17 protein-coding genes are annotated in these 20,676 nt (G+C 57.3%); 8 read left to right on the top strand and 9 right to left on the bottom strand.

Going from position 1 to position 20,676, the window contains the following annotated elements:
• Positions 1–101: 101 nt before the first annotated feature.
• From IFJ82_RS10820 to cofH, 7 genes are all read right to left on the bottom strand, one after another.
• A complete protein-coding gene (locus IFJ82_RS10820; protein WP_062809288.1) occupies positions 102–902 on the bottom strand; it encodes an IclR family transcriptional regulator in 801 nt (266 codons plus the stop codon).
• Positions 903–978: 76 nt separating this feature from the next.
• On the bottom strand, positions 979–2,244 hold the full coding sequence (locus tag IFJ82_RS10825) for an MFS transporter (RefSeq protein ID WP_081380259.1): 1,266 nt from the start codon (positions 2,242–2,244) through the stop codon (positions 979–981).
• Positions 2,229–2,837: a 2-phospho-L-lactate guanylyltransferase gene (gene cofC, locus IFJ82_RS10830; protein ID WP_239026117.1), complete on the bottom strand. Its 609-nt coding sequence runs from the start codon at positions 2,835–2,837 to the stop codon at positions 2,229–2,231. Before cofC ends, IFJ82_RS10825 begins: the two co-directional genes overlap by 16 nt.
• A gap of 70 nt (positions 2,838–2,907) precedes the next feature.
• Positions 2,908–3,873, bottom strand: coding sequence for a 2-phospho-L-lactate transferase (cofD, locus tag IFJ82_RS10835; RefSeq protein WP_192264541.1), 966 nt, complete (start codon positions 3,871–3,873; stop codon positions 2,908–2,910).
• Positions 3,870–4,640 (bottom strand): coenzyme F420-0:L-glutamate ligase, encoded by a 771-nt coding sequence (gene cofE, locus IFJ82_RS10840; RefSeq protein ID WP_075594895.1) that lies wholly within the window; start codon positions 4,638–4,640, stop codon positions 3,870–3,872. Before cofE ends, cofD begins: the two co-directional genes overlap by 4 nt.
• Positions 4,637–5,647: a glucose-6-phosphate dehydrogenase (coenzyme-F420) gene (fgd, locus tag IFJ82_RS10845; protein ID WP_192264543.1), complete on the bottom strand. Its 1,011-nt coding sequence runs from the start codon at positions 5,645–5,647 to the stop codon at positions 4,637–4,639. The genes cofE and fgd overlap by 4 nt, the downstream gene beginning before the upstream one ends.
• Before the next feature lie 35 nt (positions 5,648–5,682).
• Complete coding sequence (cofH, locus tag IFJ82_RS10850) at positions 5,683–8,085, bottom strand: 5-amino-6-(D-ribitylamino)uracil--L-tyrosine 4-hydroxyphenyl transferase CofH (RefSeq protein WP_192264545.1); 2,403 nt, start codon at positions 8,083–8,085, stop codon at positions 5,683–5,685.
• Positions 8,086–8,341: 256 nt separating this feature from the next.
• Between cofH and IFJ82_RS10855 the strand changes: the two genes are divergently transcribed.
• Genes IFJ82_RS10855 through IFJ82_RS10890 form a run of 8 tightly spaced genes read left to right on the top strand, consistent with a single transcriptional unit; the run spans position 8,342 to position 18,195 of the window.
• Positions 8,342–9,613 carry a pyridoxal-phosphate dependent enzyme gene (locus IFJ82_RS10855; protein ID WP_192264547.1) on the top strand — a complete coding sequence of 424 codons (1,272 nt, stop codon included), beginning with the start codon at positions 8,342–8,344 and terminating at the stop codon, positions 9,611–9,613.
• Positions 9,614–9,649: 36 nt separating this feature from the next.
• Positions 9,650–11,728 (top strand): hydantoinase/oxoprolinase family protein, encoded by a 2,079-nt coding sequence (locus IFJ82_RS10860; protein ID WP_192264549.1) that lies wholly within the window; start codon positions 9,650–9,652, stop codon positions 11,726–11,728.
• Entirely contained in the window at positions 11,725–13,506 is a 1,782-nt protein-coding gene (locus IFJ82_RS10865; protein WP_192264551.1) for a hydantoinase B/oxoprolinase family protein, read from the top strand. Before IFJ82_RS10860 ends, IFJ82_RS10865 begins: the two co-directional genes overlap by 4 nt.
• Positions 13,503–14,513, top strand: a complete 1,011-nt coding sequence (locus IFJ82_RS10870; protein ID WP_075631841.1) for an LLM class flavin-dependent oxidoreductase — start codon at positions 13,503–13,505, stop codon at positions 14,511–14,513. Before IFJ82_RS10865 ends, IFJ82_RS10870 begins: the two co-directional genes overlap by 4 nt.
• A gap of 4 nt (positions 14,514–14,517) precedes the next feature.
• Complete coding sequence (locus IFJ82_RS10875; protein WP_192264553.1) at positions 14,518–15,486, top strand: LLM class flavin-dependent oxidoreductase; 969 nt, start codon at positions 14,518–14,520, stop codon at positions 15,484–15,486.
• Positions 15,487–15,511: 25 nt separating this feature from the next.
• Complete coding sequence (locus IFJ82_RS10880; RefSeq protein ID WP_192264554.1) at positions 15,512–16,801, top strand: cation:dicarboxylate symporter family transporter; 1,290 nt, start codon at positions 15,512–15,514, stop codon at positions 16,799–16,801.
• A 50-nt stretch (positions 16,802–16,851) separates the two neighbouring features.
• The gene (locus tag IFJ82_RS10885; protein WP_192264556.1) at positions 16,852–17,271 is read left to right on the top strand and encodes a hypothetical protein; all 420 of its coding nucleotides are present in this window, start codon (positions 16,852–16,854) and stop codon (positions 17,269–17,271) included.
• Between the two features lie 9 nt (positions 17,272–17,280).
• Positions 17,281–18,195 carry a LysR family transcriptional regulator gene (locus tag IFJ82_RS10890; protein ID WP_003619191.1) on the top strand — a complete coding sequence of 305 codons (915 nt, stop codon included), beginning with the start codon at positions 17,281–17,283 and terminating at the stop codon, positions 18,193–18,195.
• A gap of 124 nt (positions 18,196–18,319) precedes the next feature.
• Here the strand turns inward: IFJ82_RS10890 and IFJ82_RS10895 are convergent, their stop codons facing one another.
• Positions 18,320–18,934 (bottom strand): YceI family protein, encoded by a 615-nt coding sequence (locus tag IFJ82_RS10895; RefSeq protein ID WP_192264558.1) that lies wholly within the window; start codon positions 18,932–18,934, stop codon positions 18,320–18,322.
• Positions 18,935–19,253: 319 nt separating this feature from the next.
• Positions 19,254–20,318 (bottom strand): hypothetical protein, encoded by a 1,065-nt coding sequence (locus tag IFJ82_RS10900; protein WP_062809301.1) that lies wholly within the window; start codon positions 20,316–20,318, stop codon positions 19,254–19,256.
• Positions 20,319–20,676: the final 358 nt, after the last annotated feature.

Genomic DNA, 20,676 nt, shown 5'->3' on the forward strand with positions numbered 1-20,676 from the left:
TGGCGATACGCCGCCATCTGTCCATATATGAACAGATCTTTCTTTTATATTTATGGTTTTATTTTATATAATGAGGACATACGCAATAATCATGTGTATTTTCAAAAAGAAGCCGGCACAGATCCTGTCATGGGAAACATGACCTGGACTTTCTCACGCAGATATTGCGTCACAATATCCTGCGCCTGCATGAAATGCGCATATTCCTGTGTGGCAAAACTGACGGATGCAACCGTGTGATTTTCATCATTCCGTAACGGAACGCCAATCGCAAAAATATTTTCCAGGTTCTCGCCCCGACAGAATGCAACATCGTCACGCTGCACCGCCTTGATTTCCTGCATCAGGTTTCGCGTGGATACGATACTCCTGTCGGTACGGGGGGTCAGGTCGATCATCCGTGCAATTGTGTTCAGCTTACGGCTTTCCAATCCCGCCAGCAGGGCCTTTCCCAAAGCCGTAGTATGAAGATAGGTCTGATCTCCCACCGTTGCATCTGCCGTTGTAAAACGTGTTGCAGTGGTCGCGACATAGATCACGCTGTTCCCACGCATCACCCCGACATAGCCATCCATCCCGACATGCTGCGCAAACTGTGTCAGTTTGCCAATCATGCCTTTGTCAAGGAATGCGCAGGCAGGTGGCAGTGACCCCGCCGCGTTGAAGATACGGGCACTGACACGATATTTCGTAGTCACCGGATCCTGTTCAACGTAATTACGTTCACGCAGGCTCACCAGCAGGCGATGGACAATACTCGGGGCGAGGCCAAGTTCACGCGACAGTTCGCGCACCCCCTTGTCCATATGACTTGCCCGCAGCACATCAATCAGGGACAGAGCATTGGAAAGGGACTGGTTTCCTTCCACTTTCAATTCATCATGTCGCTGCGGGCCTGTCATTGGCATAATCCCTGCAAGAATGAACCATCAGGCTGTCAGACCCGAGAGAGCATTTCAACGGGAAAGATGCCACCTGCTATGATGCTTTGCGTGACGGAAGCGCAAGCGTCAACGCAATGCAACCGGCAATCGCATAAGGCACACCGTAGAATACAACGGGTCCCATCCCCACGCCCAGATGTTTCATGACCTGCTGAAACACTGGCCCGGATACCGATGCCGTTCCATAGTAGATACATAACAGGATACCCGTTGCGGTCGGCGCAGCGAATGCCGCCACATGACGCTGTATGATGGCGCAGGCATTCACATAGATCCCCCCCACCCCAATACCAAAAATAATGGCCAGAAACGTTGTGGAGATAGCATGGAATGGCAACATGAAAAGCAGTGTTCCCGCAATCATCTTGGTAAATGCGGAAGCGACGATAACCCGTTTCTGCCCAACGATATCCGCAACCAGACCCAGCGGCGCCCCGCCAAGGATGCTGCCGATGCTAAAAAAACTGAACAGCATCGCGGCACGGGCCAGCGAGAGGGAATTATAGGTGCGTTCGAAATTCACCAGCATGGTAATCACCGAATAGGTTCCCATGCCACTGATTGCGATGATTGCGTATAGGCGTGGCATCTGCCCGGACATCGCACAGGCGAAGCGTTCCCTAACCGTGGCCGTACTCTGGTTCAAAGCCACGAAAGTCATCTGTCGCAGGGCAAATTTCAGGATGACCCCGAACACCAGCCCGCCACCACCCAGCAGATAGAAAATGGCCCGCCAGTCCCCGAACCCATGCTGTACCGCACCGATCAACGGTGCGCCCACAATGCCCGACAGACCATAAATGGTCGTGGACAGACCAATGAACATGCCCTTGCGCCGTTCCGACAGGCTGGAGAGGAATGACAGCAGGCAGACACTGAAGACCGCTTCGCCAAGTCCCGTTACACACCGCGCCACCAGCAGGTCCGGCGCGGAGATCCCGATGGCCGTATACCCCGTTGCCAGCGAAAACAGGATAATGCTGCCAACAAAGCAGGTCGGTATCCCCAGATAGCTGACGACCAGTCCCGCAGGCAGTACGAACAGCGAGATACCAAGCGTGAAGATTGATGAAAGCGTTGCCGCCGTGACAGGTTGCAAGCCATAGGCACGGCTGATTTCCACCAGTTCAACGGGTATCGCCATCCGGTCCCACGCATACAGGATATACACAAGACACAGTACGATCAGTGGCACCAAGGCGTAGGATGTCGCTGTGGGCGATGTCCCTGTGGACCGCCCTGCCATATCTTCCAGCGATTGTCCCGGCACTTCGGAGCGGGTCTCTACATAACCTGACATGGCTTTTCTACCTTGATCTCACCCCTGCGGATGGCCTGCTCCACAAAACGTCCCGTTTCCGTCGGTGACGCCAGCATCCACAGATCATATATATCCAAACTCGTATCGATATCGAATCCAAATCCCGGAAAATCCATCACTGTGTGGGACAGGCCATGGCTACACGCGAGCTGCCTGTGCCGATGCAGACTGTGCATGCCGAAATGAGGCACCATGACGTCTGGACCGCGTAACAACAGTCCATTTGTACCAATCCCGTCCCGCGCGGCCAGGATGGCAACCTGCATCGCACTGGCCGCAGACAGCACGGCCTGCACCTCACCTGATGTCAGCAGGGGAATATCGGCAGGCAGGATCAGCGCGGCATCCCCCCCCTGTTCCGCAATACGGCATGCGGCCTGCCGGGCAACCCGGTTGTAATCAGTGGGCGTGGGTTCAGCCATGATTTCGACCCCGTACCGACGCCCGATGCGGGTGATTTCCGCATCTGGTGTCGGTACCATGATCCCCTCAAGCCCTGGCGCGTGCAGCAGGGCTGTCAGCACATCTTCGAACATGATCAGGGCCAGTTGCCGACGCATCCTGTCGGACATCACCGGGGCAAGCCGGCTTTTTGAAAAATGTGTGTCCTTGATTGGCACTATGGCCCATATCCCCGTCATGTCACCCGTTCCTGTCCATGGCCTGCGCCAGTTGGCACACATGCCGGGCCAGCGCCACACGATCCTCCAGCGTGGTCATCAGCGTTTGCGCCGTTACACAGGGCACATCAATGTCATGACGCAATGCCGCATCCGTTTCATCAAGTACGAACAGATCGACAAAATCAGCATAATGCCGCGCGACAGATGCTGCACTGACCTCCAGCCCCAGTTCAGCCATCAATTTCGCGGTCGGTCCCTTCACCGCCTTTCCGGCAATCACGGGGGATACAGCAATGACCGGTGCGGGCGATTGTCGCAATGCGTCACGCAGGCCAGGCACGGCAAGGATCGGATCAATGCTCAGAAAAGGATTGGAGGGACACAGGATGATCCCCGCCAGCGCCGGATCAGACAGACGTGACAGGATCTCCGGGTGGGGCTGGACCGCGCCGATGCTTTCGAAGGCAATCCCCGTCGCAACCGGGATGCAGCGTTCACGCACGAAATAGGTCTGGAAATCCAACCGTCCTTCGCTGGTATCAACAAAAGTTCGCAGGGGGGCATCACTGGCGGGCAGCAAGGTGCAACCTACGCCCATCCGGCGCGTGATGTCGGCCATGATCGCCGACAATCCCTCCCCACGGTGCAGGCGGCGGGTCCGCTCCACATGCAGCGCCAGATCCCCATCCCCCAGCAGAAACCAGGCATCATCGCCGATCTGGCGCAGGACCTGCATGAAGGTCCATGTCTCATCACGACGCCCCCATCCCTGCACAGGATTTGCAACGCCGGACAATGTGTAAAGCAGGGTATCAAAGTCAGGGCAGATATAAAGCCCGAGATGTTCAAAGTCATCGCCAATATTGGCAATGATACACAGATCCTCCGGTGGCAGGGCATGATATAGCCCAAGTGCGAGCTTGGCGCCCCCGACACCGCCTGAAATTGCCAGGAACCTGCGTCCTGCAACATGGTCATATGTCATCGGAACCGATCCTCCGCAAGCGGACGCACAAGTGCGCGGGCATTGCATTCCGGCGCGTCCCATGCATATCCGCGGATCAGCACAGCCGGTTGCCGCTGTGCCGCCTGCCCCATCAGCAGGGATGCCGCGGCGGCGATTTCATCGCCCAGTCCCACGACGGTGCTGTGCAGGACACGACCATTCATATCGCATTCCCCGCGAAGGTCCTGCACGGCAGGAAACCCTGCCGCCCCCAGGCACACCCCGACGGTACCCTGTCGCCATGGGCGACCGAAACTGTCATTGACCAGCACCGCGATACGACACCCGGTGCGGGCATACAGGGCATCCGCTACCCTGCGTGCACTTTCATCAGGGTCAACAGGCAGCAGCAAGGCGCATGCCTGCCCATCAGGGCTGCTGACATTGGACTGGTCTATGCCTGCATTCGCCATGACAAATCCCAATCGATGCTCAAGGATCAGCAATCCCGGCAGCGCCCGCACGACACGCGCCGATTCCGCAAGCGCAAGAGTGACAAGCCGCGGATCTTTCTTGACGCGGTGCGCCAGGTCGCGGGCTTCGGGCGTGACAGTCACCTCATCAAGGAGGACAACGCGACCTTCCGCCTTAGAGACGATTTTCTGGGCCAACACGATGATATCACCATGCTGCAACACCTGCCCCATCTGATCCAGCGCATCCATGACAATCCGCGCCAGGTCATCCCCTTTGCGCACGTCGGGAATGCCAGGCAGGGCAATGGCGGTGTACTGTGCGGTATTCATGCCGCCCCGAACCGTCGCCGCAGGCGCGGAAGGATCTCTTTCGCATACAGCGACAGGAAACGCTGCTGGTCCGGGCCAGGAGCATGAAACACCAGATGGTTGAAACCACGCCTGATGTAAGCTGCAACCTGTTCCACATGTTCCTCTGGATCGGCAGAAACCTGCCATCGAGCGGCCGCGCGCTCCAGCGGGAGCGCGCGGGCCAGTTCCTCCATTTCCATAGGGTCGGCCACCGAATGCTTTTCCTCCGCGGACAGAGCCAGCGCTGCCCAATGGCGCGTGGCCTCCCGCGCGGCCTTGATGTCCGTATCGAATGACACCTTCATCTCGATCATCCGGCCATAACCACTGGTCGCGCCCTCCCGCCGTGACAGGCCCTGTTCAATATTTGGAATGATCTTTTCATCATAAAATGCGGGTTCCTTTCCGCTGGTACAGATGAACCCGTCCCCCATATACCCGGCATAACGCGCGACAAGCGGGCCGCCCGCTGCGACATAGACAGGGGGCGCGACATCTGGCCGGTCATACAGGGTGGCGTTCCGGGTATGATAATACTGCCCGTCAAAAGTGACCCGTTCCTGCGTCCACAAGGCACGCATAAGATCGACGGCCTCACGCAGGCGGGCAAAACGTTCGCGGAATTCCGGCCATGCAATACCTGTCGCCGGGACCTCGTTCAGGGATTCACCCGTTCCGACCCCGACGATGAAGCGGTCGGGAAACATGACCCCCAACGTCGCGAACGCCTGCGCCACCATAGCCGGGTGATAGCGGAATGTAGGGGTCAGAACACTGGTGCCCAGCACGATCCTGTCGGTGCGGGCCGCAACCGCGCCAAGCCATGATAGCGAAAATGGCGCATGCCCGTCCGTATGCTTCCACGGCTGGAAATGATCGCTGATGAAAACGGAATCAAACCCCGCCTCCTCCGCCGCGCAGGCAAGTGCCAGCAGTTGTGTGGGCGAAAACTGTTCTGCCGAAGCCTTGTAACCAAACCTGAGCATTATACCCCCATCCCGATCGGGATAACGTTTGCTTGCTAGAAATGATCCCTACGTTTTTTCCACGGTGTCTGCACCCTGGCCTCCAGTGGGCGCGCCTGCATGCTGCAGGCCCGGCGTTCTTCGTGTACCGCCTGATACAATGTCGTACGCTGCTGGGGCAGGCGCCCCGATGCCATGATTACGTCTTCCATCTGCGCCGGGCTGAACTCCTGCCCATGCACGGCGCCAGCAGCACGCGAGATGCTCTCATCCATCAATGTCCCGCCCAGGTCATTCGCCCCGCACGATAACAACCGCCCGATCCCCGGCGCGCCAAGCTTGACCCATGATGCCTGGATATTGGGGATTGAGAAATTCAGCACCAGCCGCGCGACCGCATGCATCAGGACCACTTCGCGCCAGGTCGGCCCGATGCGCGATTCACCGCGCAGGAACATCGGGGCCTCCATATGTACGAAAGGAAGGCAGACGAACTCGGTAAATCCCCCCGTCCTGCCTTGCAGGTCACGCAGGTGCAGCAGGTGCGCGGCCCAACTGTGGGGGGATTCGATATGGCCGAACATGATCGTGGATGTGGTGCGCAGCCCGACCGCATGCGCGGCCTCCACCACCTGCAGCCATCCGCGCGTTCCCAGCTTACCGGGGGCAAGGCGCTCACGCACCCCATCGTCAAGGATCTCGGCCGCTGTCCCTGGCAAGGACCCCAGGCCAGCTTCCTGAAGGCGTTCGAGATATGTTGTCAGCGATACACCGGCCAGCCGGGCGCCATGCGCGATCTCCAGCGGGGAAAATGCATGGACATGCAATCCGGGTGCTGCCTGCCGGACCGTACGCAACAACTGCATATAGGTCTGATGTGTGTAATCAGGGCTGATCCCGCCCTGCATGCATACCTCCGTTGCCCCGCGTTCCCATGCCTCACGCGCGCGTCGTGCAACTTCTTCCAACGCAAGATCATAAGGCGCACCGCGCAGATGTTCATGTGTCTTCCCCTTTGAAAACGCACAAAAACGGCAGGAAAGCCCACATACATTGGTATAATTGATGTTACGGGTCACGACATAGCGCACAACATCACCACAGGTCGTACGCCGCAGGTCATCGGCCGCGATGCGTACGGCCTCGACCTCATCCCCACGGGCCTGGAACAGGCGCACGATCTCCGCACGACCCAACCTGTCACCATGCATCGCACGCCCAAGGATGAACTGCAGGTCACGCCCGACATTGTTCCCGCCCATGGCGGGCGCGGGCAGACCGACATCCAGGCCGGGGCTCCAGCCATCCGTCCGCGCGAAACCTTCCGCATCCATGTTGCGCCGTACCATCGCATGCAGCGCCGGATCGACCCACCGTTCCAGATCCTGCGCATACCGGGGATAAATCGGCAGGCGCTGCGCCAGTTCCAGCCCGTATTCACGGCAGGCACGGGCCAGTTGCGCTACCTGTGGCCATGGTGCCTCGGGATTGACATGATCCGCCGTCACGGGTGAAATGCCGCCCCAGTCAGAAATGCCACTTTCGAGGATACGGGGAAACACGGCATAGGACAGATTGGGGGGCACCTGTATGCTCACCTCATCATCCATGATACGCCGCGCCATGGCTGCGGTCCACAACAGGTCGTCAAGATCCGGCTCTGCGCACCCATGCATACGCGTCTCAGCCTTGGCACGGAAATTCTGGACGATGATTTCCTGAATATGGCCGTATTTACGGTGAAGATCACGCAAGGTAAGAAGTGCGTCGATACGTTCGAGGCGTGTCTCCCCGATCCCGATCAGTATCCCGCTGGTAAAGGGAATAGCCTGTTCCCCCGCCTCGGCGATCATGGCAAGACGGATTTCGGGGCGTTTGTCCGGCGCCCCGAAATGCGGTCCCCCACGTTCACACAACCGCGTCGCCGTACTTTCCAGCATGATCCCTTGCGAGATACTGACCGCACGCAGGCGCTGCATTTCTTCTTTGGATAATATTCCCGCATTTACATGCGGCATCAGCCCTGTCTGCCGCATGATGGCGTCACAGACATGCACCAGATAATCAACCGTGGAGTCAAACCCCATCCGCGCCAGCGCCTCGCGTGCGACGTGATACCGGCTTTCCGGTCGATCCCCCAGCGTCAACAGGGCCTCGTGACAGCCGGCATCCCGCCCGGCCCCTGCGATCGCCAATACCTCCTCGACCGAGAGATACGGCGCGGGCACATCCACCGGGCGCGCGGCGAAAGTGCAATATCCGCACTGATCGCGGCATAGTCGTGTCAGTGGAATAAAAACCTTGCGCGAATAAGTCACGACACGACCGGACAGCGATCGCGCACGGGCGAATGCCCCTGCATGCAAGGACTGTGCCGACATGCCCTGTACTTCACGCAGGAGGGCTTGCGCCTGTGCATGATGTTCCGGGGCGTATTGCGTCGTTTCAAATATGGCCATCACATTGCCCCACGATACACACCTGTTGCGATACATCCGTAACGAAAGCAGGATACCAACCAGAACCAGAAACAAAATGTTCTATATAACGGAACAAAAAACGCGATTTTGTTATTTTCGTGAAATAACTTAAACAATGAATTGACAAGAAAGCAAGTCTCAATTCATCATCGAAACGTGTTCAAGGAAACATATTGTTTATTCCGCTCAGCGGAACAGATTTATTCTTGTGAACCCTGATATCGGGAACGCACGCATGCCTGACACTTATGCCACGGGATTAAGATGCCTGCGATGTGGCACACCCTACCCCCTGCGCGACAGCCTCGACGGATGCACCCGTTGCACGGGGAGCCTGGCGGCCGGCCTGGAAGTTACATATGATCCGGCCCTGACGGCGCCACGTCCGTGTACACCACAGGGACGCGGCCTGTGGCGATATGGCCCCATGCTGCCGGTCGCGGCGCAACAGGCCGTTACCCTTGGCGAAGGGGGAACGCCACTGCTTGCGCTGGACAGGACAGCAGAAGCACTTGGGCTTGCGACATTGCTGCTCAAGGATGAAACGCGCAATCCAACCGGATCGTTCAAGGACCGGCTGGCCTGCGTGGGGGTATCCTATGCCAGGGCATCGGGCAGATCCGTTATCGTCTCAAGCTCCTCGGGCAATGCTGGGGCATCCGCTGCCGCCTACGCCGCCAGGGCGGGGATGCCCTGCGTGATTTTCACAACACCCGACGCACCACGCAACATGATGACACAGATGCGCGCTCTTGGCGGGATTGTCCTTGTCACTGCGCATGCCGACGACCGACTTGCCCTCCTGCGGCAGGGCGTCACGCGGATGGGCTGGTTTGCAATCTCCCCTTTCTGCATGCCGGTGACAGGCAGCAACCCCATCGCGATTGAGGGATACAAGAGCATCGCATATGAAATCGCCGAAGACATGGGCTGGGACATTCCGGAATGGGTTGTACTCCCTGTCTGTTATGGCGACGCGCTTTCGATGATCTGGCGCGGGTTCAAGGAAATGCTTGAAATGGGGTGGACCCGGCGCTTGCCACGCATGGTCGCGGCGGAAAGCTCTGGCTCCCTATGTCATGCCATGGAAACAGGGGCACAATATACAACCGCCACGCGCCAGAACAGAAGGTCGATCGCGACATCCATCGGGACCGACCGTGGCACGTTCCAGTCACTTCATACCTTGCGGCGAAGCCATGGGATCGCGGTCAAGGTCGAGGATTCCAGCATGCTGCAATGGCAGGACAGGATTTCACAAACAGAAGGTTCCTGGCTTGAAATTTCTTCTGCCGCTGCATTTTCCGCTGTGGAAAATCTGGTACGCGCAGGCACGATTTCCGCGCATGACCGCGTGGTCGTACTGGGCACCGCGAGTGGTATGAAAACACCCTCCTCCCCACCCATCGCCATGCTGGATTCCGCCATCCTCGACGATGCCCTTGATACGGCACGCGATGTCTATGGCGTGGATCTGGCCTCACTTCATACAGGGCATGGCGCATGACCATGCCGGACACCCAGAATTCAGTCAGGGAATATCATGCCCACTCCGAAACTTTCCGTTGATATAGGCGGGACTTTTACCGACCTTGTATTAAGCGTGGGGGACAGGGTCCACACGCGCAAGGTACTGACAACCCCCGCAATGCCCGATGATGCGTTCCTCCAGGGGATGGACCTGATCCTGCACGATGCAGATGTGGGATATAATGACTTATCCCTCATCATCCATGGCACGACGCTTGCCACCAATGCGCTGATTGAGCGCAAGGGCGCACGGTGCGCCATGCTCGTGACAGAGGGTTTTCGTGATTCTGTTGAAATGGCCTATGAAAACCGTTTCGAACAGTACGATATCCTGATGGAACGGCCACCGCCGCTGGTACCGCGTCACCTGCGCCTGCCGATCCGTGAACGGCTGGGGCCTGCGGGCCAGGTCATAACGCCACTGGACGAAGACGCCATCATTGCCGCCATTGACGTCTTTCGGCGCCACGATATCCAGAGCGTGGCAATATGTTTCCTGCATTCCTATGCCAACCTTGCCCATGAAAAACGGGCACGCGAAATTCTCCAATCCCATGCGCCCGACCTTTCCATCACGATGTCGGGACAGGTCTCGCCCGAAATCCGGGAATACGAACGCTGGTCCACCGCCTGTGCGAATGCCTATGTGCAACCGGTGATGGACACCTATCTCGGGCGCCTTGAAACCCGGCTGCATGAACGGGGCGTCACGGCGCCCCTGTTCATGGTGACCTCCTCAGGCAGCCTCGCCACATGCGCGCATGCGCGTCACTTTCCGATCCGGCTGGTGGAATCCGGGCCTGCCGGTGGGGCTGTACTGGCCGTGGCACTCGCCGCGCATTATGTCCTGCCGGAAATCGTATCATTCGACATGGGAGGGACGACGGCAAAAATCTGCCTGATTGACAATAACCAGCCCCTCTTTTCACGTTTTTTCGAGGTCGCGCGCCATTACCGCCACCTGAAGGGAAGCGGGCTTCCCATCCGCATTCCTGTCATAGACATGGTGGAAATCGGGGCAGGCGGCGGTTCCGTCGCGACAGTGGACGCGATGAAACGTATCCAGGTCGGGCCGCAAAGCATGGGATCAACCCCAGGTCCGGCCTGTTATGGTCGCGGTGGGACATGCGGGACGGTCACGGACGCCAACGTGGTCTGTGGACGCATTCGTGCCGAAACCTTCGCCGGGGGCAGCATGAAGCTCGATACGACTGCGGCGCAATCGGCCCTTGTTGATGCCGTGGGCATGATCACGGGTCAGTCCCCCGCGGCGGCAGCCAGTTCCGTTATCGAGATTGTCGAGGAATCAATGGCCAATGCCGCGCGTGTACACGCCATGGAAAAAGGTTGTGACCTGACATCACGCACCATGATCGCGTTCGGGGGCGCCGCCCCCCTGCATGCGTCGCGGCTGGCGGAAAAACTTGGTATCCGACAGGTTATTGTCCCAACGGGCGCGGGCGTAGGATCGGCGATCGGCTTTCTGCTGACCCCGATCGCCTGTGACATCGCGCGCACCCATCTGCTGACGCTGGATGCAACCTCCGGGCTGGGTGCCCTTGAACGCCTGCATCAGGGCATGCTTGAGGAAGCGCATGCTGTCATCGGCCCGGCGATACGCGGTGATCTCAACAGGCTGGAAGCCCGTTGGGTTGCTGACATGCGCTATCACGGGCAGGGGCATGAAGTGCAGGTACACATCCCGCCCACGCGGATACGCGACCCAGATACCCTGCGCACCCTGTTCGAGGCAGCATACGCCCGGCAGTTCGGGCGGACCATCCCCAACCTTGCGGTACAGATAACGGGATGGACGTTGCGGCTGAGTGCGCCGGTTGATGCCCGGCTGCCCCCGCCATCGGGCATTCCCACCACGGGCACGGCGCAACCGGTCATGGGCAGGATCATCGCCCCCGGCACGTCACGGCAGATCGATGTCGCCATATACCAGCGCGCGGAACTGCCGGTTACGACCACCGTCAATGGCCCGGCCCTGATTGTGGAAGATGAAACGACAACTTTTGTATCCGCCTGCTTTGGCGCGACAATAAATGAACTGGGCCATATCGTCATGACAAGGATCGAGGCATGACCAGCCAGAATAAGAACACGCCCCCCCCGCCGACGGACGGCCTGGAACGTATCGGGTTACAGGTCATGTGGGACCGCCTGCTGTCGGTCGTGGAGGAACAGGCATTGATGCTGGTGCGAACAGGGTTCAGCACCTCCACCCGTGAAGCAGGCGATGTGTCCGCAGGGATTTTCGATGTGCAGGGACGCATGATCGCCCAGGCCGTGACCGGAACCCCGGGCCATGTCAATTCGATGGCACGCGCGATCCGGCATTTCATCGACTGCTTCCCCGTCGCCACAATGCGGGAGGGGGATACGTTCATTACCAACGACCCGTGGAAAGGTACCGGGCATCTTCATGACTTTACCGTTCTGACACCAATTTTCCGCGCAGCGAAAGTCGTGGCGATGGCGGCCAGCACCTGCCATGTAATCGACATTGGCGGTCGCGGCATGGGACCAGAAGGCCGCACCATTTTTGAAGAGGGCCTTTTTGTACCGATCCGTTATCTGACCCGGGGGGGAGAGGTCGACCAGACCCTGATGGACCTCATCCACTGTAACGTACGTGAACCCGAACAGGTGGTGGGCGATGTCTATTCCCTGATGGGATGCAATACAGTAGCCCAGCAGCGTTTCGTACAGATGCTTGATGAATTCCACCTTGATGACATCGAAATGCTTTCGGAACACATCATCAACACGTCGCGCCTTGCCATGCTTGATGCGATACGCGCCCTGCCCCCTGGCCGCAGCCATTACGAGATGTATTCCGACGGATATGACCTGCCCATAAGGATCCGCGCGACCCTCAGCATCGAAACCGATGGGATCTGTGTCGATTTCGCAGGGTCGTCCCCTCCGTCGCGTTTCGGTATCAACGTCCCGTTCTGCTATACGGAGGCTTATGCCAGTTTTGGCGTGAAATGCATGGTCGCCCCCAGGGTCCCGAATAATGCGGGCTCGCTGGAGGTGATACGCATCTGCGCGCCCGAAGATTCGATCCTTAACGCCCCTTATCCATTACCAGTCGCAACACGGCATATCATAGGACAGCTCCTGCCTGACGTCGTCATCGGGTGCCTGTCACAGATCCTTGGCCCGACTGCCGTACCGGCGGAAGGCACATCATGCCTGTGGAACCTGTTTGCCTCTGGCGGCGCAGGGATGGTGGATGTCGCCCCTGCAGAGCTTGCAAATGCACGGACATTCAATGTGATGTCATTCCATTCAGGCGGGACCGGCGCACGACCCGGCCGCGACGGCCTGTCCGCCACCGCATTCCCAAGCGGGGTACGCAACGTGCCGGTGGAAATCACGGAATCCATGTCACCAATCCTGATCCATTCCAAGGAATACCGGACCGATTCCGGGGGGGCGGGCGAATTCCGGGGGGGGCTGGGACAGGTCATGGAAGTCTCCAGCACCGAGCACAGCCCCTTTACCCTGAGCGCGAATTTCGACCGCGTTCTTCACCCGCCACGTGGGCGTGCGGGTGGAATGGATGGGTTGGCCGGGCGGCTGGTGCTGGGCGATTCCACGCCCCTGCGTGGCAAGGGGCGCCAGGTTATCCCGGCAGGCATGCACCTGACCATCAAGATGCCCGGCGGCGGCGGGATCGGTGATCCCACGCGACGGTGCCCCGAACGCGTGGCACACGATGTCAGGAATGGCCTGGTTTCCCCCCGATGTGCCGTCACGCTTTATGGCGTCATACTTGATGCCAATGAACAGGTTGATCTTGACGCAACATATCGCCATCGTAATGGCATGGCCAAGGCAGGAACACGAACATGACCGTACTCGTCAGTGTCGGCCTCCCGACCGGGATGGAGGGGCTGACCTTCCCCATCCCATTTTCCGACCCGTCAACGCTGCTACGGATTGCAAAACATGCCGAGGCCCTCGGCTATCATTCCGTGTGGGGCAATGACCACATGACGACCCAGAATTATGTGCGGTCAGAATTCCCCACGCCGCCACGTTTTTGGGAGCCCTTGATAACCTATGCATGGCTGGCCGCGCAGACCACGACGCTACGCTTTGGCACGGGCATCCTTGTCCTGCCGATGCGTCGTGACATTGTGGTGACAGCCAAACAGATCGCAACCCTGGACCACATGTCAGGCGGTCGGCTTGAAATCGGCGTGGGCGTCGGTGCCTACCGGGAGGAGTTCAACGCCCTGTGGCCAGATGCCAAGGTGCATCGTGGCGAGATGGTTGAAGAGGGCGTACGCGCCCTGCGCGAATTGTTTAATGAACGTGAGGCAAGCTTTCAGGGTAAATACTATCATTTTCGCGATGTCGAGTTCTTTCCCAAACCATTGCAACCCGACCTGCCGCTATATTTTGGTGGCAATTCAGTGCAGCACCTGCAACGTGTGGCGCGGTGGGGCAACGGATGGATCCCCGCCGGCATGCCTGCGGAGCAGCTTGGCAACATGGTTTCCATGCTGCGTGACTATACCGCGGCGGAAGGCCGAGACCCCGACACGATTGCCATTGCCCCGCAATTCGTCGCCTATGTCGCCAGGACGGACGAGGAAGCGATTGCAAAATACCAGCAAAGCCAGATGCACAAACACCTGATGTCGCTGCGTTCATCCACCCTGAAGGGACAGTCCGCCACAGGGATGGAGGACATCAACCTTGTCGGTAGCGTGGAGACCGTGGTGGCCAAGATGCATAGGCTGATAGCCGCCGGGGTAACCCATTTCCTTGGTCTGTATTTTGCCGCAAGTTCGCCCGACGAATTATGTGAACAGATGCAGATTTTCGCCGAACAGGTCATCCCGGAGTTATGACGGAATGAAACTCAGCCTGTCGTCCGATGGGGCGACATCTCCCGCCGACCTGACGCAACTGGCCCTTGCGGCGGATGAATGCGGCCTGGCGCGTTATTGGATGGCATCGCACCTGTTCCAGCGCGAACCCATCGTCAACAGCACCATGGCGTTGCAGCAGACGCGACGGCTGGGTATCGCGCTGATGGCAATGAGTCCCTACACCGTTCACCCGGTCTATGCCACGATGGCGGCGGCTGCGCTGGATGAATGGTTTCCCGGCCGTGTGGTCCTGTGCTTTGGCACGGGATCACCACGCGACCTTGAATCCATATCCATGCAGGCGGCCCGTCCGTTGCAGACCATGCGTGAGACCATCGAGATCGCCCGCCGGCTTCTTGATGGCGGCAACGTTACTTATACGGGCCAATGTTTCACGATCGCCGGTCGTACCCTTTCCGCCCGGCCGCACGATATTCCCATCATGGTGGCCGCGTCAGGGCCACGCATGCTTGAACTGGCCGGAGCGCAGGCCGATGGCGTACTGATCAGTGCGGGCACTTCACCACAATTCATCGCCCGTGCGCTTGATCATGTCAGGGCGGGCGAGGCACGCAGTGGACGGACGGTGTATAAATCGGCACTCGTTTACACCGCCGTCGCCCCCGATGGTGACGAAGCCCGCCAGCAGGTCCGCCGCGCTCTGGCCTTTGTCCTGCGTGGGGAACATCATCGCGAAAACCTTGCCTGCGCAGGCAGCACCCTGGACCAGAACGCATTACGCGAAGCCTATGCCGCATGCGACTGGGCACGGGTGGACGACCTGATTGACGACCGCATTATCGCCAACCATGCCGCTGCAGGCACGGCAAGGGAAGTCCGTACCGCCATCGACGCCTACAGGGATATAGGGCTTGACGAACTTGTCCTGTCATCGCTCCGCTTTCCCGACGAACTGCGGCAAATCATCGCCCCCCCTGCCCCAGCCGCCTGACCGGCCCCTTCCCGAGGATAGCTGCATGAACACCGCCCCCCTTTCCCCCACCGGGACAGCACATCGCACATGGCGTCCCGGCATGTTCTGGCAGGTTGTCATCGGCAGCGTGCTGGGCCTGGGGCTTGGGGTGATCCACCCTGCCCTTGCCATGCAGACACGTTGGGTCACGGACATTTTCCTGCGCCTGATCGTGATGGCCGTGGGGCCTTTGCTGTTCTGCATCGTGACGATGGGCATTGTGGGGGCCGGCTCCCTGCGCAACGTCGGGCGTCTTGGGGCGAAAGCCCTGCTCTATTTCGAGGGCATGACCACATTCGTGCTTCTTGGCTCGGTCGGGGTGGCCATGCTGCTCCATCCCGGCAGGGCCATTGTCTTTACCCCGACGGACGAAGACACCCGCATGGTGGCGTCTTATGCGCATAATGCCAGCCTCCTGCATGATGGTGGCATTACGGGGTTCATCGTATCACTGGTCCCACATTCGCCCGCCGACGCCTTTGCCCAGGCCAACATCTTGCAAATCCTGTTCTTTGCGATCCTGTTTGGATGCTGCCTCAGCCTGATCGGCCCGGCGGGAACGCCGCTTGTGCATCTGCTGGAGGCCCTTTCCACCCTGTTTTCACGCATGATGCGCGTTATCATCTCGCTTGCCCCGCTGGGGGTCTTTGGCGCGATGGCAACAACAACCGCACGCTATGGCATAAATGCGATCATGCACCTGGCGGCATTCGTCGGGCTGTACTATCTTGTCATCATCGTGTTCCTGACCGTGGTGCTGGGCGGCTGCCTGCGGATGGCAGGGGTCAGGCCTTTGCGTTTTGCACGCTACTTCCGCGAAGAACTGGCCATCACCTTCACGACCACCACATCTGATGCGGTGCTACCCAGTGTCATGGCAAAACTGGAACGGCTAGGTGTATCCTCACAGGTTGTCGGGATTGTGGTTCCGGCGGGATATTCCTTTAACCTTGACGCCCTGTCGATCTACCTCGGGCTTGCGGTGATCTTCCTTGCGCAGGCAACGGGAACGCACCTGAGCTTCTGGCAGATGGCCATCATGCTGACGGCGGCACTGTTTACATCCAAGGGCGCACATGGTGTGCCCGGCATCGCGATCGTAGTGCTGGCCGCAACCCTGCAGGCCATGCCCTCCATCCCGCTCGCCAGCCTGACCATGTTACTGGCGGTGGATTGGTTTATCGGGATTGCCCGTGCCGTGGGCAACCTGGCGGGGAACTGCGTCGCCCCGGTCATTATCGGTGCGTGGGAAGGCAAGCTGGACCGTGAAAAAATGGCACGCGAACTTGGATAGGCACGGGCCGGAAATGGCGGGACAAGCAAGTTAGGGCAGATCCTGTTTGGATGCGTGCATTCAAACAGGTGAAGATGCGCGTAAAAACCATAAACTGGAGCATTTTCACCGAACCGGTTTTCGATGGAAATGCTCCAGACAGCAGGCTTTTAGCCCTGCGCCCCTTCGTCCGCCCCGGACACAGGGATTACAAGTGCGGGCTTGCGCATGAATCACCCACATCATCTTTCGTGCGTCCCGGCCACACCGGATGGCATCTCATCGACATTCAAAGACCGTTCAAAAACAACCCATTGATAAGCAAAGGGAACATTCCAGACGTTATCTTATCCCTTGATAAAGCGATACCTCTCAGAACTTTTGACAGAAGCATCACAAAAACTTTTATCATCCCAGTATGTTATCAGTCCCATATTTTTCAACAGTCCCTTACATGCCTGCCTGCTATCTTTTTGGGGCATCTGCTATAATGATGCTCCATGGTTGATCGTTTGAACCTTGACCGACTGTTTGTCGCCATTCTGGAGACGGGAAGTTTTGTCGCCGCATCTGAACGCATCGGCGTCAGCAGCGGGCAGGCATCCAAGATGCTGTCCCGTCTGGAATCCGAACTGGGCGTACAACTGATACAGCGGACGACGCGCGCACTGTCCCCAACGGAAATCGGGCAGGCCTATTACGAACGGATCAAGGTCATCCTCGCACAACGCGACGACCTGGATGCTTCCATACGTAATATCTCCGGCACTCCATCAGGACGGTTGCGAATCACCGCGCCAATGTCATTTGGCAATATCCAGTTGATGCCTGCCCTGCTTGCCTTTGCGGACCGCTACTCCAGCATTCGCCTCGACGTCAGTTTTTCGGATCACCTGGCTGACCTTGTGGAGGATGGCTTTGATCTTGCCGTGCGCATCGGGCGGCTTTCCGATAGCAGTCTGATCGCACGCAGGTTATGCGACACCCGGATCGTTACCGTCGCCTCGCCCGGGTATCTTGCGATACACGGCGTCCCAACCCACCCGGACGAACTGTCACGCCATGCCTGTATCATCGATACCAATTTTCGAACGCCCAACATCTGGTCCTTCTGCAACCCGACTTCGCGTCAGCCTATGTCAGTGCCCATCTCGGGGAGGATTGCATTTTCAAACGGTGAAGCCTGCATGACTGCGGCGGAACGGGGGTTGGGCATCGCATGCCTGCCAAGCTTCATCGCTGGTCCCGGAATTTACAAAGGCACGCTGGTTACGCTTCTGCGCGATGCTGAACCACCTGCGCTTGGTGTTCACGCACTATATCCTTCAGCACGCCATCTTGCCTTAAAGGTCCGCGTACTATCAGATTTTCTTGCCGATCACTTCAAGGGCAAAGCAGAATGGGATATGCACTAACCACAAGCAACCTTCCACAAAGGCGGCTGGACATCGACAACAGCCATGCCGCACACAGCCTGCTTTCACCCGGCCTGCCAAAACCAGTGGCTTCGACAGGCCCGATGCAGGGGGGTGCAAAACGTCATTCCTGCTTTTCAAATGCGCCTGCGATACGCAACTTCACTTCATCACCGACATAGGGGACGTACGTCTTCACACCGAAATCGCTACGCTTTATTGTACCCGTTGCTTCGAATCCAGCAGTGTATTTTTTGTCCATCGGGTTGGTGCCCGCACCGATGAAATGTACCTTCAATATCTCGGGTTTCGTCACACCATGCAGGGTCAGATTGCCCTTGACCACGGCGTCGGCCTTACCAATTGACTTGACCTCTGTGGAAATGAATGTTACGGTTGGGAATTTTGCGGCATCAAACCATTGCTCCCCCTTGAGCTCCGCCGTAAGCTTATCACTTGTTGTCTGCACGGAGGCAATCGGGATCGTTACAGACAGCTTCGATTGTGCAGGGACCCTAGCATTCAGATCCAGTGTCCCGGAAACATTCGAAAACATACCATCATAATAGGTAAACCCGAAATGCAGGAGTGAAAAACCAACCTGTGTATGGCTGGGTTCGATGGTGTAGGCACCCGATTGGACCTGTGCGGGATCGGCAACAGCCTGGGCAGAGGCAAAGGTCGGGATGGCAGAAATGGATGCCACCAGCAGGACAGTGCGGGACAGACGTTGATACATGGCAAAGATCCTTAACCACAGCATGAAACCACAGCATGCAAGGCCTCAAGAGCTTACCTGCATGCCAAGCATGGTCATTGTGCCCATGTAGGGGCTATTGATCCATGAAAAGTGCGGAAGGTCATTCCATCCATACAGGAAACAATACTACACCAGCCACGCCGGAGAGAAGGGATAAGACGTCCATGGCTTCCGACGAAATGAAGGACCGCCCCCCTCTTCCCGATCCCAGCCAGAGTGGTAGATAGTAGATGTCTTGGAATAAAATTCACCCATCAAAAAAATAAAACTCTCTTTCTATATAAAGAAAAATAAAAGACTATCCATTTACAGGTATTGTAAGAACCGCACCTGGATTTTTTGTGGTTTTTGAAAGTTCCATAAGTATCTGAAGCATTGTAAAACCAAGCTTGCTAGGAAAATCCGTATCAGAAATATAATAGAATTTTTTATTGTATTTTATCTCAACAAATGATACGCGAGGGAGTTCATTGCTGACATGAATAAAAACTGTAGGTTTTGTATTGCGACCAATTGATATTATTTTTGGAAGCGTGCGCCCAGAATCAATGTCTTCTTGGGGAACATCAATCTGATATGCAATCTGCCCCAGAACCCCCAGCATTGTGCGGGTCAGAAGCCTGATCTGGCCATGTTGCGGTTTTCCTGCACCATATACCACTTCCACACGCTCATCCTTTGGACCCATTTCAAAGAAACGACGCGTAGCCTTCACAACTTCGGCCAGAAGTGGATCGTTGGTTGGTGACACCGTAAGGAATACCCGATCAAACGCAGGGGTCTTCCCCGGTATTTCCTCACTATGTTCAAGCTGAATCCCTAAAAGGCCAGCTATCTGCAAGCGACGAAGGTCATAGATAAGTTCAAAAAATTCGGGCGAACCTTTCCCGACATCTCCCCCTATGGAACCCGCGTTATTAATCAGATTAACAGACTGAACCGCCAGACGGAACAAGATGTCTATCGGCAATCCCCCCATCGCCAGGGGCAGCAGGCTACCTGGAGGAAGCGGACGCAAAAACGTCTGGGCATAAGCATCCCCTGTCACCGGCTGGAATGTAAAAGTCGGGCTTTCTTGTATCTGCGCCCCAATAGAGCCTGCAGGTCGCAGCGGATTAGAGTCTGACCCCACCCCGATGGAAATGTTGCGTTGCAATTGGTACCCAGAAATCAGTTGGGTTGTATCCAGAAATCCTGGCGTATCCGCATATCTCAAGCGTACGACATTCAAAAGCGTTTGCTGCTTGGAAGAGCCAATCAGTGCTTGGGAATAATCGAGTTGATCACGATCCAGCCTCTGGGAACCGACACCAGAACAGCTACTCAATAACAGAATGAGCGGCACCATCGTAAGTTTTTTCATAAAAATATAACTCTGTATCTCTCAATATGGTGCGTCATATCGTATTTCGAATATTCCAGGGCATTGACTGAACACTTGCCGTTACAAATGACCCGGTCATTTCATATCATATAACATGTGCTTCTCTTAATTTATATCAGAATTAGACTTCATCTCTCAACGAGCATAACCAGACCTGTCATCATTGCAGGCATATTCATTGAGGATGCAGGTCAGAGCCTCAGTCTCAAGTTACAAAAAAGCAACATATCATTGATGATGGATCTCATCACATATTGGCCTACATAAAATTACAGCCGGGTTTATTAACCTATCACCTGACTTATCTTGATATGTCGCATTCTGCGCCCCATATCGC

The organism is Novacetimonas hansenii (assembly GCF_014843995.1).
Lineage (GTDB): Bacteria > Pseudomonadota > Alphaproteobacteria > Acetobacterales > Acetobacteraceae > Novacetimonas > Novacetimonas hansenii.

Bases quoted from the DNA above. Each gene is read 5' to 3' on its own strand.
- IFJ82_RS10865 (WP_192264551.1), top strand. From the start codon at position 11,725: ATGACCAGCCAGAATAAGAACACGCCCCCCCCGCCGACGGACGGCCTG.
- IFJ82_RS10855 (WP_192264547.1), top strand. From the start codon at position 8,342: ATGCCTGACACTTATGCCACGGGATTAAGATGCCTGCGATGTGGCACA.
- IFJ82_RS10825 (WP_081380259.1), bottom strand. From the start codon at position 2,244: ATGTCAGGTTATGTAGAGACCCGCTCCGAAGTGCCGGGACAATCGCTG.
- IFJ82_RS10880 (WP_192264554.1), top strand. From the start codon at position 15,512: ATGAACACCGCCCCCCTTTCCCCCACCGGGACAGCACATCGCACATGG.
- cofH (WP_192264545.1), bottom strand. From the start codon at position 8,085: ATGGCCATATTTGAAACGACGCAATACGCCCCGGAACATCATGCACAG.
- IFJ82_RS10885 (WP_192264556.1), top strand. From the start codon at position 16,852: ATGCGTGCATTCAAACAGGTGAAGATGCGCGTAAAAACCATAAACTGG.
- IFJ82_RS10900 (WP_062809301.1), bottom strand. From the start codon at position 20,318: ATGAAAAAACTTACGATGGTGCCGCTCATTCTGTTATTGAGTAGCTGT.
- IFJ82_RS10895 (WP_192264558.1), bottom strand. From the start codon at position 18,934: ATGTATCAACGTCTGTCCCGCACTGTCCTGCTGGTGGCATCCATTTCT.
- IFJ82_RS10860 (WP_192264549.1), top strand. From the start codon at position 9,650: ATGCCCACTCCGAAACTTTCCGTTGATATAGGCGGGACTTTTACCGAC.
- IFJ82_RS10890 (WP_003619191.1), top strand. From the start codon at position 17,281: ATGGTTGATCGTTTGAACCTTGACCGACTGTTTGTCGCCATTCTGGAG.
- cofC (WP_239026117.1), bottom strand. From the start codon at position 2,837: ATGTCCGACAGGATGCGTCGGCAACTGGCCCTGATCATGTTCGAAGAT.
- IFJ82_RS10820 (WP_062809288.1), bottom strand. From the start codon at position 902: ATGACAGGCCCGCAGCGACATGATGAATTGAAAGTGGAAGGAAACCAG.
- fgd (WP_192264543.1), bottom strand. From the start codon at position 5,647: ATGCTCAGGTTTGGTTACAAGGCTTCGGCAGAACAGTTTTCGCCCACA.
- cofD (WP_192264541.1), bottom strand. From the start codon at position 3,873: ATGACATATGACCATGTTGCAGGACGCAGGTTCCTGGCAATTTCAGGC.
- cofE (WP_075594895.1), bottom strand. From the start codon at position 4,640: ATGAATACCGCACAGTACACCGCCATTGCCCTGCCTGGCATTCCCGAC.
- IFJ82_RS10870 (WP_075631841.1), top strand. From the start codon at position 13,503: ATGACCGTACTCGTCAGTGTCGGCCTCCCGACCGGGATGGAGGGGCTG.
- IFJ82_RS10875 (WP_192264553.1), top strand. From the start codon at position 14,518: ATGAAACTCAGCCTGTCGTCCGATGGGGCGACATCTCCCGCCGACCTG.